The 14,997-nt window shown below is 73.7% G+C and carries 18 protein-coding genes; 6 read left to right on the top strand and 12 right to left on the bottom strand.

Translation table 11 applies throughout. From position 1 onward, the window contains the following. Positions 1-267 (bottom strand): ATP-binding protein (locus AB0J71_RS29190; protein ID WP_364416968.1); only part of this gene is annotated, 267 nt, incomplete at its 3' end. Positions 268-360: 93 nt separating this feature from the next. Further along, the gene (locus AB0J71_RS29195) at positions 361-1,005 is read right to left on the bottom strand and encodes a response regulator transcription factor (protein WP_364416970.1); all 645 of its coding nucleotides are present in this window, start codon (positions 1,003-1,005) and stop codon (positions 361-363) included. A gap of 242 nt (positions 1,006-1,247) precedes the next feature. Between AB0J71_RS29195 and AB0J71_RS29200 the strand changes: the two genes are divergently transcribed. From AB0J71_RS29200 to AB0J71_RS29215, 4 genes are all read left to right on the top strand, one after another. After that, positions 1,248-1,730 carry a cation:proton antiporter regulatory subunit gene (locus AB0J71_RS29200; protein ID WP_352329073.1) on the top strand — a complete coding sequence of 161 codons (483 nt, stop codon included), beginning with the start codon at positions 1,248-1,250 and terminating at the stop codon, positions 1,728-1,730. Between the two features lie 6 nt (positions 1,731-1,736). Then, positions 1,737-2,897 (top strand): cation:proton antiporter, encoded by a 1,161-nt coding sequence (locus AB0J71_RS29205; protein WP_352329071.1) that lies wholly within the window; start codon positions 1,737-1,739, stop codon positions 2,895-2,897. Positions 2,898-2,914: 17 nt separating this feature from the next. Then, positions 2,915-3,532 (top strand): pentapeptide repeat-containing protein, encoded by a 618-nt coding sequence (locus AB0J71_RS29210; RefSeq protein ID WP_364416972.1) that lies wholly within the window; start codon positions 2,915-2,917, stop codon positions 3,530-3,532. Positions 3,533-3,641: 109 nt separating this feature from the next. Beyond that, positions 3,642-4,838, top strand: coding sequence for a hypothetical protein (locus tag AB0J71_RS29215; RefSeq protein ID WP_364416974.1), 1,197 nt, complete (start codon positions 3,642-3,644; stop codon positions 4,836-4,838). 21 nt (positions 4,839-4,859) lie between these two features. Here AB0J71_RS29215 and AB0J71_RS29220 read toward each other — a convergent pair whose 3' ends face one another. The 3 genes from AB0J71_RS29220 to AB0J71_RS29230 all read right to left on the bottom strand — a co-directional run bounded on the left by AB0J71_RS29220 (position 4,860) and on the right by AB0J71_RS29230 (position 7,045). After that, complete coding sequence (locus AB0J71_RS29220) at positions 4,860-5,852, bottom strand: hypothetical protein (RefSeq protein WP_352331070.1); 993 nt, start codon at positions 5,850-5,852, stop codon at positions 4,860-4,862. Continuing rightward, positions 5,842-6,375, bottom strand: a complete 534-nt coding sequence (locus tag AB0J71_RS29225; RefSeq protein WP_352331068.1) for a copper resistance CopC family protein — start codon at positions 6,373-6,375, stop codon at positions 5,842-5,844. The genes AB0J71_RS29220 and AB0J71_RS29225 overlap by 11 nt, the downstream gene beginning before the upstream one ends. Positions 6,376-6,481: 106 nt before the next feature. Next, complete coding sequence (locus AB0J71_RS29230) at positions 6,482-7,045, bottom strand: hypothetical protein (protein WP_352328242.1); 564 nt, start codon at positions 7,043-7,045, stop codon at positions 6,482-6,484. A 76-nt stretch (positions 7,046-7,121) separates the two neighbouring features. On the opposite strand from AB0J71_RS29230, the gene AB0J71_RS29235 reads away from it, so the two are divergent. After that, positions 7,122-7,424 (top strand): hypothetical protein, encoded by a 303-nt coding sequence (locus AB0J71_RS29235; protein ID WP_352328241.1) that lies wholly within the window; start codon positions 7,122-7,124, stop codon positions 7,422-7,424. Here the strand turns inward: AB0J71_RS29235 and AB0J71_RS29240 are convergent. The 3 genes from AB0J71_RS29240 to AB0J71_RS29250 all read right to left on the bottom strand — a co-directional run bounded on the left by AB0J71_RS29240 (position 7,391) and on the right by AB0J71_RS29250 (position 9,875). Continuing rightward, positions 7,391-8,356 (bottom strand): acyl-CoA desaturase, encoded by a 966-nt coding sequence (locus tag AB0J71_RS29240; protein WP_364417101.1) that lies wholly within the window; start codon positions 8,354-8,356, stop codon positions 7,391-7,393. The genes AB0J71_RS29235 and AB0J71_RS29240 overlap by 34 nt on opposite strands. Before the next feature lie 225 nt (positions 8,357-8,581). Beyond that, the gene (locus AB0J71_RS29245; RefSeq protein ID WP_352328240.1) at positions 8,582-9,007 is read right to left on the bottom strand and encodes a nucleoside deaminase; all 426 of its coding nucleotides are present in this window, start codon (positions 9,005-9,007) and stop codon (positions 8,582-8,584) included. Beyond that, positions 8,994-9,875: an LLM class flavin-dependent oxidoreductase gene (locus tag AB0J71_RS29250; protein WP_352328239.1), complete on the bottom strand. Its 882-nt coding sequence runs from the start codon at positions 9,873-9,875 to the stop codon at positions 8,994-8,996. Before AB0J71_RS29250 ends, AB0J71_RS29245 begins: the two co-directional genes overlap by 14 nt. Before the next feature lie 95 nt (positions 9,876-9,970). On the opposite strand from AB0J71_RS29250, the gene AB0J71_RS29255 reads away from it, so the two are divergent. After that, positions 9,971-10,429 carry an Lrp/AsnC family transcriptional regulator gene (locus AB0J71_RS29255; RefSeq protein WP_352328238.1) on the top strand — a complete coding sequence of 153 codons (459 nt, stop codon included), beginning with the start codon at positions 9,971-9,973 and terminating at the stop codon, positions 10,427-10,429. A 36-nt stretch (positions 10,430-10,465) separates the two neighbouring features. Here AB0J71_RS29255 and AB0J71_RS29260 read toward each other — a convergent pair whose 3' ends face one another. The 4 genes from AB0J71_RS29260 to AB0J71_RS29275 all read right to left on the bottom strand — a co-directional run bounded on the left by AB0J71_RS29260 (position 10,466) and on the right by AB0J71_RS29275 (position 14,988). Then, positions 10,466-11,605 (bottom strand): FAD-dependent oxidoreductase, encoded by a 1,140-nt coding sequence (locus AB0J71_RS29260; protein ID WP_352328237.1) that lies wholly within the window; start codon positions 11,603-11,605, stop codon positions 10,466-10,468. A 25-nt stretch (positions 11,606-11,630) separates the two neighbouring features. Then, positions 11,631-13,199, bottom strand: coding sequence for an MFS transporter (locus tag AB0J71_RS29265; RefSeq protein ID WP_352328236.1), 1,569 nt, complete (start codon positions 13,197-13,199; stop codon positions 11,631-11,633). 84 nt (positions 13,200-13,283) lie between these two features. Beyond that, positions 13,284-14,669, bottom strand: coding sequence for an FAD-binding oxidoreductase (locus tag AB0J71_RS29270; protein ID WP_352328235.1), 1,386 nt, complete (start codon positions 14,667-14,669; stop codon positions 13,284-13,286). Positions 14,670-14,715: 46 nt separating this feature from the next. Beyond that, positions 14,716-14,988: a hypothetical protein gene (locus AB0J71_RS29275; RefSeq protein WP_364416976.1), complete on the bottom strand. Its 273-nt coding sequence runs from the start codon at positions 14,986-14,988 to the stop codon at positions 14,716-14,718. Positions 14,989-14,997 lie beyond the last annotated feature (9 nt).

Below are 14,997 nucleotides of genomic sequence, written 5' to 3' on the forward strand. Positions count from 1 at the left end.
GCGCGGCACGGGCAGGCGGGGGCCGCGGTCGCGCACCTCGATCCGCACGTGGGAGGGGGTGCAGCGGATGCGTAAGGCGGGCGGGCCGTCGCCGTGGACGAGCGCGTTGGTCACCAGCTCGGAGACCACGAGCAGGACGTCCTCGCGGCGTCCGCGATAGCCGCACTCGGCCAGCACCTCACGTGCTCTCTGACGGGCCGCGGTGATGCTGCCCATCTCTTCCGGGAGCTGGGTGTCCACCTGGTACGGCGCAGCGAAACTGCCCATCCTCCTACTGTCGGGCAGTACAGGACTGATCACGAGACGCAGCGGAACCACCTCTTCCGGTACGGATGAGGGACGCCGTCTGGTGCATCTGCGTCAGTCGAGCAGCCCTTCCCGGCGCGCGACGGCCACGGCCTCCAGCTTGGACCGGGCCCCGAGCTTCTCCAGGACGTGCTGGACGTGGTTGCGCGCGGTGTTGCGGGCCACGCCGAGCCGCGTGCCGATCTCATCCGTGCTCGCCCCTTCGGCCAGCAGCCGCAGCGTCTCGCGCTCGCGCGCGGTCAGCGCCGCACCCGGGCTGCGCACCCGGCCGGTCAGCCGGTCGAGCACGCCGGGCAGCAGGCCGGGCGCGAACACCACGCCGCCGGCGGCCACCTCGCGCACCGCCGACTCCAGCTCCTCCAGCCTGGACGACTTCACCAGCAGGCCCGCCCCGCCCGCCTCCACCACCCGCGCGGCGACGGAGGCGGTGGCCTCCCCGGTCAGCACCAGCACCCGGGCCGCGGGCGCGACCGCCGCGAACCGGCCGATCGCCTCGACGCCGTCGCCGTCGGGCAGCCGCCGGTCGAGCACCACGACGTCGGGCCGGCGGTGGGCGGCCTCGGCGAGGGCGGCGGCGACCGTGCCCGCCTGCGCCACCACCTCGATGCCCGGCGCCCGGCCGAGCGCCTGGCCGATGGCCTCGGCCACCATCGCGTGGTCCTCCACGAGCAGCAGCCGGATGGGGGAAGTGGTCGGCATCGCTTCGTCTCGCCCTCCCGCGGCAACATCCCCGGCATTTTCCCACCCGCGTCCCGCCCGCGCCGCCCGTTCCCGCGCGGGCCGTTCCCGCGCGGGCCGGGCGGGGGACGCGGCTGGCAGCCGGCGGGCAGCCGGCGGGCACCGGACGGCGTGCAACGGCGGGATACGAGGAGGTCAAGCGGGCGGAGACCGTTGGTAGTGTTGTCCAGAAATATGCGTATTTTTTGGGATGGGTGGGATAGGTGGAGGTAGAGCAGACAGCGTTGCCGGGGATCGGGCTTCGGCACGACTTCACCACCCGCGCCGGCCAGCGGGTAGGCATCGTCTCGCACCGCACCGGCCGTCGCGACCTGGTGATCTACGACAAGGACGACCCCGACCGCGCCTGTCAGACGGTCAAGCTGAACGACGAGGAGGCCGACGCCCTGGCCGAGCTCCTCGGCGCCCCCCGCATCGTGCAGCGGCTCAACCAGCTGCACCAGCAGGTCGAGGGCCTGGTCAGCGTCCAGCTCCCCATCCCGTCCGGCTCCCCCTACGCCGGGCGCACCATGGGCGAGGCCCGGGTCAGGACCCGTACCAGCGCCTCGATCGTCGCCGTGGTCCGCGGCGGCCAGGTGTTCGCCAGCCCCGGCCCCGACTTCGTCTTCCGCGAGGGCGACGTCGTGGTCGTGGTGGGCAGCGCGGACAGCACCGCGGAAGTCGCCGGCATCCTGGCTGACGGGTAACCGCGGGTGCACGAAACCGCAGTCATCTTTCTCGAGTTCGGTGCTGTTCTACTGGGTCTGGGGGTTCTGGGCGCGCTCGCGCTGCGCGGCGGCATCTCCCCCATCCCGCTCTACCTGATCGCCGGTCTGGCGTTCGGCACGGGCGGCGTGCTGCCGCTGGCGACCAGCGAGGAGTTCATCTCGGTCGGCGCGGAGCTGGGCGTCGTCCTGCTGCTGCTGACGCTCGGCCTGGAGTACAACGCCGACGAACTGGTCACCAGCCTCACGAGCAACGCGCGGGCCGGCATCGTCGACCTCGTGCTGAACGCCGCCCCCGGCGCGATCTGCGCCTTGCTGCTGGGCTGGGGGCCGGTCGCGGCGGTGGCCATGGCGGGCGTCACCTACGCCACCTCCTCCGGCATCACCGCCAAGGTGCTGTCCGATCTGGGCTGGATCGGTAACAGGGAGACGCCGACGGTGTTGTCCCTGCTGGTGTTCGAGGACCTGACCATGGCGGTCTACCTGCCGGTCCTCACCACGTTGCTGGCCGGCCTGAGCCTGGTCAGCGGGGCGATCTCGGTCGGCATCGCGCTCGGCACGGTGAGCGTCGTGCTCGTCGTGGCGCTGCGCTTCGGGCGCTTCATCGAGGCGTTCGTGTCGAGCCCCAACTCCGAGGTGCTGCTGCTGAAGGTGGTCGGGCTGGCGCTGCTGGTGGCCGGGCTGGCCCAGCAGCTGCAGGTCTCGGCGGCGGTCGGCGCGTTCCTGGTCGGGATCGCGCTGTCGGGGCAGCTCGCGCACGACGCGCAGGCGCTGCTCGCGCCGCTGCGCGACCTTTTCGCGGCGGTGTTCTTCGTCTTCTTCGGGTTCCAGACCGACCCGGCGAAGATCCTGCCGGTGGCGGGGCTGGCCGCGCTGCTGGCGCTGGTGAGCATGGTGACCAAGCTCCTGACGGGCGCGTACGCGGCCAGACGGGCGGGCATCGGCAAGGCCGGTCAGGCACGGGCGGGCATCGCCCTCATCCCGCGCGGCGAGTTCAACATCGTCATCGCGGGCCTGGCGGTGGGCGCCGGGGCCCATCCCGACCTCGGGGCCCTGGCGGCGGCGTACGTGCTGATCCTGGCGGCGTTCGGGCCGCTGGCGGCCAAGCTCGTCCAGCCGCTCATCACGGCCATCGCGAACAAGGCGTGATCCGCTAGTTTGTTCGCATGGCCGACCGTAAGCACGGGGTGCCCGCGCCCCCGATCGAGACGACGATCCACGCCGACGACTGGGACAGGACGGAGATCGCCGGTGAGACCTTCCACCGGGTCCTGTTCCAGGGCGTCGACCTGACCGAGCTGGTCGACCAGGGGGCCTCGTTCGAGGAGTGCACGTTCAGGAACGTGCGGCTCAACGTCTCCACCCACGAGGACGCGCGCTTCCTCAACTGCCTGTTCAGCCGGTGCTCCCTGTTCGACGCCACGTTCAGGGGGTGCAAGCTGACCGGCAGCATGTTCGACGGCTGCACCTTCGGGCTGCTGAAGATCGACGGCGGCGACTGGTCCTACACCGGGCTGCCCGGCGCCGACCTGCGCGGCAGCGCCTTCCACGGCGTCCGGCTGCGCGAGGCCGACCTGACCGGGGCCCGGCTCGCCGGGGCCGAGCTGCGCCGGGCCGACCTGTCGGGGGCCTGGCTGCACGGCGCCGACCTCACCGGCTGCGACCTGCGCGGCAGCGACCTGAGCACGCTCGACCCGCACACGGTCACGCTCAAGAAGGCGGTCATCGACCCCTTCCAGGCCACGGTCATCGCCGAGGCGCTGGGCCTGGAGGTCCGCTCCTGAGGCCCCGGGTCATGGAGCTCCGTTCCTGAGGCTCTGGGCCTGGAGGTCCGCTCCTGAGGCGCCGGGCCTTGAGGTCCGCGCGTGAGGCGGGGTCGGCGATGATGGCGGTGTGCCGATCGCCGATCTCAACGACGCCGAGCGGGCCGTGGCCGCCGCGCTCGCCCACGGCCGCGCCGTCGACCTGCGCACCGGCGACCCCGCCGGCGACGACCCCGCCGTGGCCGCGTCCTGGGACGCCGGCCGCACGGTCCGGGGCGAGGTGCTGGCCGGGCTGCTGCTCGGCGGGTTCGACGAGCCCGCCGACCAGCCGCGGCTGATCCTGGCCGGGGCGCGCATCACCGGCGCGCTCAACCTGGCGTTCGCCGAGCTCCCCTTCCCCGTCACCTTCCAGAGCTGCGCCTTCGACGCCGCCCCCGACCTCTACCACGCCCGCACCCGCTTCCTCAGCTTCAGCGGCTCGCTGCTGCCCGGCCTGACCGCCTCGAACGTCCAGGTCGAGGGCAATCTGCGGCTGGCGGGCAGCCACGTCACCGGCGAGCTGCGGCTGCCCGGCGGCCGGATCAGGCTGACCAGCGCCCAGGTCGGCAGCCGCCTGTGCCTCGACGGCGCCACCCTGGCCGCGCCCGGCGAGGTGGCGCTGAAGTGCTGGCGGCTGGAGGCCCGCGAGCTGGCGCTGCGCACGGCCGCGCCGGTCGATGGGGTGGTGGAGTTACGGTACGCGCGGATCGGCGTCCTGCGTGACGACCCCGCCGGGTGGCCGCGGGCGATGCGCATGGACGGGCTGTCGTACGAGGTGCTCGACCCCATGCTGCCGGCCGCGCGGCGGCTGCGCTGGCTGCGTGCCGACCCCGACGGCTACCTGCCGGGCGCCTACGAGCAGCTGGCCGCGATGTACCGGCGTCTCGGCGGCGACGCCGACGCCCGCGAGACGCTGCTGGCCGGCCAGCGTCAACGCCGCGCCACGCTCCCCTGGTACGCCCGTTTCTGGGGCCACCTCCAGGACGCCACCGTCGGCTACGGCTTCCGCCCCCTGCGCGCGGCGGCCTGGCTGGCCGCGCTGCTGGCCGCGGGCACGGTCGTGTTCGGGCTCGACGTGCCGCCGCCGCTGAAGCCGGGTGAGGCGCCGCCGTTCCACGCGCTGGTCTACACCCTCGACCTGCTGCTGCCGATCATCGACCTCGGGCAGGAGAAGGCCTACAACCCGCAGGGCGGCGCGCAGTGGCTGGCCTGGGGGCTCATCATGGCCGGCTGGGTGCTGGCCACGACGATCGCCGCCGGTCTGACCCGCTCGCTGCGCCGGACCTGAGGCGGGCGGCCCGGGGGCCCGTCAGCACAGTGCCATGGCCGTCTGCCACAGGCTGGGCAGGGCGGCCAGCACGTGGTCGCCGCGGCGGCGCCGGTCGGCGAACGTCTCGGCGCCGAGGTCGGCCAGCAGCTCCTGGAAGCCCGCCTCGTACCCGGCCGGCGCCCCTGCGGCGGCGCGTTTGTCCAGGCAGCGCGCGTACGTGGCGACCAGCCAGAACACCGCCTCCCGGTGCAGCCCGGCGGCGACGAGCTCGCGGCTGCCGTCGATGGCGACCGGACGCGCCTGCGGCGTGATGTCGGAGGTGAAGCGGTAGGAGGGCGCCTCCAGCCCGGCCGTCGCGTCGAAGACCGCCTCCAGGGCCGCCAGGTGCCGCTCCACCCGCTGCCGGGTCATCCGCGCGCAGCCCAGCAGTTCGAGCAGGTGCTCGTGCCAGTCGAGCCGGCCGTGCCCGGCCAGCAGCTCGCGCACGGCGGCGTACCGGCGGCGCACGGTCGGGTTGCGCAGCCCGGCGACCAGCAGGACGTGCGTGGTCACGCCGGTGCCGAACAGCCAGGACGCCACCTGCTCGGGGACGGGCGCGTTCTCGTCCATGGAGTTGATCCAGCCGCGCACCCGGTCCATCGCCTGCGTGCAGCGGGCGATGATCCAGGGCCGCTCGGCGAAGTCGCGGGCCACCAGGCGCTGGATCTTGCCGAGCCGCCCGGTCGGGTCGGCCAGCACGCTGGGCAGGTGGAAGCTGCCGGCCAGGTGGTAGTCGCTCAGCACCTCGTGGGTGGAGCCGATGCGGGCGATGCCGGAGACCTCCAGCAGGACGCCCTCGTAGCGGAACTTGCCGATCGCGGGCGGCGGGTCGGCGAGCACCATCACGTCCACGTCGGACGTGGGGCCCAGCTCCGTGCCCGGGGCCGCCCACAGCGCGGACCCGGTCAGGAACGCCCCCTCGAACCCGGGCAGGCGGGCGCCCTCGTCGAGCACCCACTGCCGCGCGAGCTCCCTGGCCCGCTCAACCAGCATCCACGTCCTCCTGGTCAGGGCCGCGGCGCGCGCCCCTGATCAGGAGGACCGCGCCCAGCACGACGAGCACCGCCAGCCCGCCCCAGATCCAGCCGGGGACGCCCGTCGCGGCGGGCCGTTCCTCGACGGGCGAGGGCGCCGCTGCCGGTTGAGAAATAGATCCTTTCATGACGAACGGGATTTCGCCCTCGATCGGATGTCCGTCCGAGGAGACGACACGCCAGGCGATCACGTACGAACCGGGCGCGGGCTGCCGGGGCACGTCGGCGACCACCTTGGGCCCGTCGACGCGGGGCTTGCCGACCTCGACGGCCTTGCCCGCCGCGTCGTGCAGCACGACGAAGGGGAACTGGACGTGGGCGTTGAACTCCAGCTCGATCCGCTCGATCGCGGACAACTGCGCGTTCTTTGCCGGTGAGCTGCTCTTGAGCGTGTCGTGGGCGAGCGCCGCGGTGGACGGCAGCAGCGCCAGGAGGGCCGCGCAGGCGAGCGCGGCCAGGCGGAAGGGCCAGGAGGGCTTCATGGGAACTCCGGATGCGGACGGCCGGACCGGCGCCGGGGCGCCGTCCGGGCACAGAAGGGCACAGAAGAGCGAGGACGGGGACGCGTCCTGGACCGGACGCGGCACTTCAGCGGCGGCGCAGCCGCCGGGGTGGCCCTCGCCGGGTGACCGTGCGGCAGGCGGTCCTGCCCATCGGAGTGGGGACGTCGGCGTACGCCGGAGCGCGCCCGCCGGGGCGGCGCAGCTCGATCGGCACCTCGACCGGCCCGAGCGGCAGCGGGCCGAGGATCGGGGGCGGCGCGGCGGACAGGCGGATCATGAGCCACAGCGCGCGCTCGCCGCGGTGCAGCCACCACGCCGTCAGCGCGGCCACGGTGAGGTGGACCAGCGCCATGGCGGGCGCGGGGTGGCCGTGCGCGGCGGCGGTGCCCGTGGCGGGCGCGAGGTGTTCGAAGAGCTGGTGCAGCACGAGCTGGGTGAGCGTGGTGGCAGCCAGGATCGCCGCGGGGCCGCGCTCGCGGCCGTTGATCGTGAGCGCGGCGGCGAGGGCGGCCAGCACCCCGAGCGCGCCGCCCCAGAGCGGGACGGCCCCGCCACCGGCCAGCAGGTGCCCCGCCGCGGACACGAAGCCGCAGACCGTCGCGAACACGACGGCCCGCGACAGACGCAGCCAGACTGACGCGGCGGTCACAGCCGCCATCCTTACACAACCGCCACACTTAACAGGCGGCGCGTTCGGCGTGTCCGTGCCAGGGCAGCGGATTCGGATGGACTTCGCCCGAGGCGACGGGCCGGATCTGGAACTGGTGGTCCGGCAGGAGTTGACTGACGCGGGTTTCGACGTCGAACCGTCTCTGCCGCCGGTCGACGGGGGGCTCACCGTCTGGCTCGATCCGTCCCGCGGGGTGGTGGTCGTCTGGGGTCCGGCCGGCACGGACACCGCGGCCCGCCTGGTGAAGTACGCGACCATCCGCACCGCGGTGCTGCTCGCGCTGCGGATGGTCCTGGCCGCGGCCGGCCATGAGATCCGGGAGGATCAGGAGGGCCTGGAGCTGGTGGTCACGTCCTGAGGGGCGCGCAGCGGCGCCCCGACCTCGTGCAGGTGCCGCATGGCCTGGGCCCACGACTCGACGAGCCCGCACTCGGCGTACTCGACGCCGAGCTCGCGGCAGTACTCGCGGACGAGTGGCCGGGCGCGGCGCAGGTTGGCCGAGGGCATGCCGGGGAACAGGTGGTGCTCGATCTGGTAGTTGAGCCCGCCGAGCGCGACGTTCATCAGCCGGCCGCCGCGCACGTTCCTGGAGGTCAGCACCTGGCGGCGGAGGAAGTCCAGGGAGTCCTCGGCGGTGAGCACCGGCATGCCCTTGTGGTTGGGCGCGAACGTGCAGCCCAGGTACACGCCGTAGCAGGCCTGGTGCACGGCGAGGAAGGCGAGCGCCTTGCCGGGCGGCAGCACCGCGAACACCCCCGCCAGGTAGGCCAGGTTGTGCGCGACGAGCAGCAGCCCCTCGGTGCGTCCGCCCTTCACCCTGCGCAGGGCGCGGAAGCCGGCCACCTTCAGGTTCAGGCCCTCGAGGGTGAGCAGGGGGAAGAACAGGAACGCCTGCCACCTGCCGATGAAGCGGGGCAGGCCGCGGCTGGCCTCGGCCTGCCGCCGCGACCAGATGAGGATGTCGGGCGCGACGTCGGGGTCGTGGTCCTCGTGGTTGGGGTTGGCGTGGTGGCGGGTGTGCTTGTCCATCCACCAGCCGTAGCTGAGCCCGACGGTCAGGTTGCCGACCACCAGCCCGGCGATCCTGCTGCGCCGCCGCGACCGGAACACCTGGCCGTGGGCCAGGTCGTGGGCCAGCAGCGTGACCTGGGCGAAGGCGACGGCCAGCAGCGCCGCGACGCCGAGCTGCCACCAGGAGTCGCCGACCGCGGCGAACAGCGTCCACCCTCCGGCGAACAGGGCGGCCACCAGGCCGATCCTGATCGCGTAGTAGGCGGGCCGCCGCTCCATCAGCCCCGCCTGGGCGATGCGGCGCGACAGGTGCGCGAAGTCGCTCCCCCGGGGCGCTGCGCGAGGGGTTTCCACCACGGTCAAGGTTCTCTCCGATGCTGGTGAGGCGGGCGTGATCACTCCTCAGCATCGCGGCGGCGGCCTCGCGGCGGACCCCCGCTGTCACCCGTCCTGATGGTGGTGCAGGCCCTACCATCGGCGGCCGCCGGCCGGGGGACGGGCGGGTCAGCGGTAGTAGCCCTCCAGCGGCGCGCTGGCCTCGGCGTACAGGGCCGGGCCCTCCTGCGGGACGTGCGGCCAGCCGGGGCCGGTTCTTAGGCCGGCCAGCTGCTCGTTCGACAGGGCGTACACCACACGGCCGAGGCCGGAGCGTTCGATGGCGCCGGCGCACATGCCGCACGGCTGGCAGCTGGTGTACATGGTGGTGGCCGCCGCGACCTCCGGGGTCAGCTCGCGGGCGGCCCAGCGGGCCAGCTTCAGCTCCGGGTGGGCGGAGATGTCGCGGTCGCCGAGGACCGTGTTGTGCTCCTCGGCCAGCACCTCGCCGCCGGGGCCGGCCAGCAGCGAGCCGAAGGGGGCCTCGCCGTTCGCGCGGGCGCGGGCGGCCAGCTCGATGGCGCGGCGCAGCAGGGTCTCGTCATCGGGGGTCATCGTCGTCCTCCTTGGACGGGTCGCGGGATTCGAGGTCCCAGTGGCCGGCCACGGCGGCGAGCGCGTGCCAGGCCGTCTGGGGGTGCAGCGTCTCGGCGGGGTCGCCGGCGAACGGGTCGAGCACGACGGTGTCGGCGCCCAGCTGGCGCAGCGCGTCGAGGTCGGCCAGGACCTGGTCGAGGGTGCCCTCCCCGGCGTGGCGGCCGGGGCCGGTGACCGGCTCGGCGGTCAGCCGCAGCAGGATGCGGGGCGCGAACGCGGGCACGGGGCGGCCGAGCTCGCCGGCGACGTCCGCCAGCCGCCCGGCGGCCTCGCGCAGCCAGGGCAGGGTGTTGCGCAGGGGGTGCCACGCCTGGCCGAGCCGTACGGCGCGGCGCAGCCCGGCCTCGCCGTTGCCGCCGACCCAGAACGGGATGGGCCCGGCGCGGTAGTCGTCGGCGGCGGACCAGGCGGCGCGCATGGCCAGCAGGTGGTCGTCGGTCAGCCGGCCGCGCCGCTCGAACGGCACCCCGAGCGCGTCGAACTCCTGCCGCGCCCAGCCGATGCCCACGCCGAGCACCAGCCGGCCGCCGCTGAACCGGTCGAGGTTGGCCGCCATCCGGGCCATCACCAGCGGATGCCGGTACGGCACGATGAGCACCGAGGTGCCGAGCCTGACCCGCGTGGTGATCCCGGCCAGCCAGGAGAGCGTGGTGAACGGCTCGTAGAAGGGCCCCGGGTACTGCGCGGCGACGTCGGGCGTGATCGCGACGTGGTCGGAGATCATCAGCAGGTCGTAGCCGAGGCCCTCGACGGTCTGCGCCCACCGCCGCAGTGTGGCCGGGTCGGTGCCGGGCCCGAAGTTCGGTACGTTCACGCCGATTCTCATGACACCGAAGGTTATCCAGGCCGTCCCGCCGGGCTGAAGGCCCCGCTCACGGTGTACGGCGGGGATCGCCGTGGATCTGCCGGTATATTCGCCGGATGGCCGAGGATCTCGACGACACCGACTGGGCGATCCTGGCGGAGCTGCAACGGGAGGGCCGCCTGCCGCTGACCGAGCTGGGCCGCCGGGTCAACCTCAGCGCCTCGGCGACGACCGAGCGGGTCAGGCGGCTGGAGGCGCTGGGCGTCATCGCCGGCTACCGGGCGGAGGTCGATCTGGGCAAGGTCGGGTTCGGCGTGCTGGCCGTGGTGCGCCTGAAGTATCCCGGCAGCCGGCACGAGCCGCTGCGCCGCCTGCTCGGCGAGCGCCCGGAGATCCTGGAATGCCTGCGCACCACCGGCGAGGACTGTTACACGCTGAAGGTGGCGGCCGGCTCGATGCCTCACCTCGAACGCGTCATCGACGAGCTGGCCCGGTTCGGCAGCACGACGACCAACATCGTCTACAGCCAGACCCTGCCCTACCGGGGCCCGGCGGCCCCGCCCGTACGTCTCTGAGGCGGGGCGCCGGGGGCCTTCCGGAGGGCGGCGGGGTCAGATCGGCTGCAGCGCGGGAGCGGTGCGGGGGGCCGCCTCGTCGCCGTAGATGTGCAGGTCGGCGCGGAAGGCCCGCAGGTACGCCCGCCGGTCGTGGAACGTGGCGGCCAGGGCGTCGCCGTAGTCGATGAGCTGCCGGTGCGCCTGCCGGCGCGGCTCGTAGCGGGCCTGGAGCAGCTTGTCGAGCAGCGGCAGGTCGCCGCCGGCCGCGGAGATGACGTCGGCCAGGATCTCGGCGTCGTACAGGGTGTAGCTCATGCCCATGCCGGTCATGGGGTGGCAGGCGAAGGCGGCCGAGCCGAGCAGCGCGGCGTTGCCCCGGTGGTAGGCCCCCACCCGCAGCGACGAGACCCTGATCGGCTGCCAGGCGGCCGCCTGCAGGGAGGCGAAGGCGTCGGTGCTGTCGGTGACGAAGCCCTTCAGCATGTCGGGCAGGCCGGCGGCGCCCCGGCCGAAGACCTCGTCGTCCTGCTCGGGGGGCAGGCCGACGAACACCCTGGCCTGGTCCCTGTCGAGCGGGTAGAGGTAGGCGAGCCAGCCGCCGGAGCTGAAGTAGAGCCGGTTGAGCCGGGCGACGCTGGCGCTCAGCGGCACGGTGGCCACCCGCATCAGCAGCCGGTCGTAGGGCATGGTGACCTGGTCGATGTCGAGCGCCCGGCGCACGGCCGACTTCGTGCCGTCGGCGCCCACGACCACGTCGGCGCGCAGCCGGCTGCCGTCGGACAGCGTCAGCAGCTCGACGCGGTCGCCGTCGCGCTCGACGTGCTCGATGGCGGCGTCGAAGCAGAACTCGACGCCCTCCATCGCGCAGCAGGCGTAGATGAGCTCGACCAGCTCGCGGTAGGGGCGGATGAGGAAGCCCCCGTCGGGGAAGCGGCACTCCCTGATCGGCTCGCCGTCGTGGTAGTAGCGGATGAGGTCGCGCCGCAGGCCGTGGCGCTCGACGAGCTCGGCCAGCCCGTGGCGGGCCAGCACCCGCAGGCCGGGGGGCTTGAGGAAGTCGGCGCCCGCGCTGGGGATCGAAGGTCCCTGCTCGATGACGACGACGCGCTGCCCGCGGCGGCGCAGCAGCAGTGCGAGGAAACAGCCGCCGAGCCCGGCGCCGACGATGGCCACGTCGCACGAGGTGGTTGCCATGACGAGAGCCCTTCTTGAGGTTGAACTAGACGTGCGTGGTTCCGTAGGTCTCCGAGCTCTCTGCCGCCCGGGGCCTCGGGATGTGATCCCTGGGGGTCGTGCGGGTCTCGACAGGCAGCAGCGCGTCGGCCTCCGCCGCGACGGTGGCGAGGGTCATGCGCAGCTCCAGCAGCAGCCGGCGCGGCACCTTGATCATGTCGTCGCCCGGGTCGGTCCGCAGCCGGGTGATCTTCGTGAGTGCGATGGCCCCGATGAACACCGAGATGGCCACGCACATGGCGAGCGCGCCGGCCAGCCCGGCCAGCGGGCCGGTCAGGATGAACGGGTGGTCGATGACGAGGGACACCACGGCGATGCCGACGGCCCCGCCGACCATGCGCGCCATGGTGGCCGCGCCGACGGCGGAGGCGTACTGGCTGGGGCGGGCGGCCAGGGTGGTGGCCACGGAGGTGCCGGGCGCCAGCGCGCCGACGCCCATGCCGACCACGACGCTGGCGATCAGGCCCCACACCGTCGGCCCGGACTGGGTCAGTACGAGCACGCACGCGCCGCCGCAGAGCAGGGAGCCGGCGTAGATCAGGCCGTACGCGCCGATGTGCTTGAGCAGCTTGCCGGCCAGGTAGCTGGTGACGACGACGGCCACCGAGGTGGGCGTCAGCCACATCGCCACCTCCAGCATGGGGTAGCCGAGGTGCAGCAGGTACAGCGGCTGCACGGTGAGCAGCCCGTAGGACAGGGCGCCGAAGAACCAGGTGGCCAGCCAGCCCCAGACGAACTTGCGCTGCCGCCACAACGCCAGGTCGATGGCGGGCAGGCGGTGGTGCCTGGCCTGGGCCAGCGCGCCGCCGAGCAGCGCCAGGGCCGCGACGGCCAGCCACACGACGTCCAGGCCCCAGGCCATGGCCTTGGAGATGGCCAGCACGATCACCGCGATCCCGGCGGCCAGCAGCCAGGCGCCGAGCACGTCCGGCACGCCCTTGGCCGCGGCACGCCTGCCGGACGGGAGCGCGGCGCAGGCGATCAGCAGCGCGACGCCGATGACGACGTCGGGCACGAACAGGGCGCGCCAGTCGACGGTGGCGGCCAGCCAGCCGCCGCCGGCCTGCATGAGCAGGCAGCCGAGCCCGGAGGCCGAGCTCCACAGCGCGATCGCGCCCCGGCGTTGCGACTCGGGCAGCTCGCCGAGCAGCAGCCCGAGGCTGGCCGGGATCATCGCCGCCGCGCCCGCGCCCTGCACCGCCCGCGCGGCCAGCACGAACGACCAGGACGACGCGGCGACGGTGGCGACCCCGCCGGCCACGAAGACCACCAGCCCGAACGCCAGTACCCGGCGGCGGCCGAACAGGTCGGCCCAGCGGCCGGCCGTGGCCAGCAGCGCCGCGATCGGGATGAAGGCGGCGCTGGTCAGCCAGACCAGGTCGCCCAGCGGCATGCCGGCGCCCGCGGGGGTGTAACGCAGCACGCCGACGGCCAGGGTGGTGGCCGTGGTGTCGGCCATCACGGTCAGCATCACGCCCGCGCCGACCAGCCGCAGCATCACGGCGTGACGGCGGGTCACGCCGGTTGCTCTGACGGCCACTGGTGTCTCACGCACTCGGTCCTCCTCGCAAGAAAGCCTCAGGTTCCCCGCCGGCCGGCACACTGCGGTGGGTGCGACCGGCGCGGGGTGGTTCGGGGGTCAGGCGCCGTAACGGCCGGGAGAGAGCAGGCCGTCCGGGTCGAGAGCGGTCTTGAGCCGGTGGAGCATGCCGAGGCTGGCGGTGCTGGTCTCGGACCAGACGTCGGCGGCGGCGTGGTCGATGTCGGAGCGGTAGATGGCGCAGCCGTGGCCGCGCAGCAGGCAGCTCGCGTCGTTGCGCAGCTGGTGGGCGCGGTGGGCGGCGTCGGCGTCGGCCCGGTCGAAGAAGATCTGGATGACGGCGTTGGCCATGTGCGGGCTGACCAGGTTCCACTCCACCATCAGGGCGATGCCGTGGTTGTCGACGGCGGTCTGCAGGGCGTCGAGGATGCGCTCGGTCTTCCTGGCGTGCAGCGGCATCAGCGGCAGCAGCACGAGGAAGCCCATGCCGCCGGCGTCGATCTGGTCGCAGGAGGTGACGCCGAGCGCGTTGCGCACGCCCTGGCAGGTCGGGATGCCCTGGGCGGTGAGCGCCCTGGTGTAGAGCGGGTCGTCGGGGCCGACGGCGGCGGCGTCGAGCACGCGCAGCGTCTCGCCGCCCTCGACCTCGATGAGCGCCTTGCGCAGCATCTCCTCGGCCAGCTCGACGGTGGCGCCGGTGCCGAGCAGCGGCCCGAGCACGGTGAACCTGCCGGTGTCCACGCCGGCCGGCAGCAGCCAGCCGTCGTCGCGGTTGGGCGCGAGGGCCAGCTCGCGCAGCCGCATGAGCCCGCCCGCGGGGTTGCCGCGGCGCAGGAACCCGGCCATCGCGCCGACGGCGGCGCCGACCTGGTCGCGGCGGATGCGCGCGTGCACGAGCCCGATCGTCTCCGGGCGCGGCACCAGCGAGACGGCCATGGCGGTGACGACGCCCAGGTTGTGCTGGACGAACGCGGCGGTCAGGTCGGGCCCGGCGACCCGGCCGTGGTAGACGCCGGTGGGGTCGAGCCCGCCGGTGGTGATCACGCTGCCGTCGGCGAGCACGGCCTCGATGCCGGCCACGTCCTGGACCCGGGAGCGGAAGCAGCCGTCGCCGCGTTCGAGCGCGTTGCCGATGACCGAGGTGTCGGCGCAGGAGGCGGTGACGTTGAGCATCCACGGCGTGTCCCGCAGCGCCTCGGCGAGCTGGGCCTGGGTCACGCCGGGCTCGATGACGGCGTAGCCGGCCTCCAGGTCGAGGCCGCGGATGCGGTTCATCTGACTGAGGTCGACGACGACGTTGTCCTCGGTGACCGGCAGCGCGGAGCCCATGCCCCAGTTCCTGCCGGTGCTGACCGGGTACAGGCGGCTCTTGCTCACCATGGCCCGGCGGACGAGGGCGCGTACCTCGTCCAGGGTGTGCGGGGTCTCGGTGCCCGCCAGCGAACGCGGTCGGTGGGCGCCCACGTCACGCGGCCGCAGATCCACTCGCGATAGTCCCTGCATGGCTCTCCTCGGGGGATGCGATATCACGTCAGGCGGTGTGCTGGAGGAGGTCGTCGATGGAGCCGATGGCCTGGGTGGACATCTCCCTGATCTCACGCAGCCGCTGCTCGGTGAACGCCTCGTAGGGCGCGGGCGGGACGGCGGCGGGGGCGGGGGCGGGGGCGGGGAAGTCGAGTGAGCCGCGCGGCGCGGCCTGCATGGGCACGTCGTGCGGGCCGTAGGGGTGGCGGCGGGCGCGGGTGCGTTCGGTGTCGGACGACTCGTGCCGGACGAGCGCGGGCAGATGCGGTGGGGTTCGCATGACGGGAGC

It is taken from the genome of Nonomuraea sp. NPDC049637 (assembly GCF_040675235.1).
Taxonomy (GTDB): Bacteria; Actinomycetota; Actinomycetes; order Streptosporangiales; family Streptosporangiaceae; genus Nonomuraea.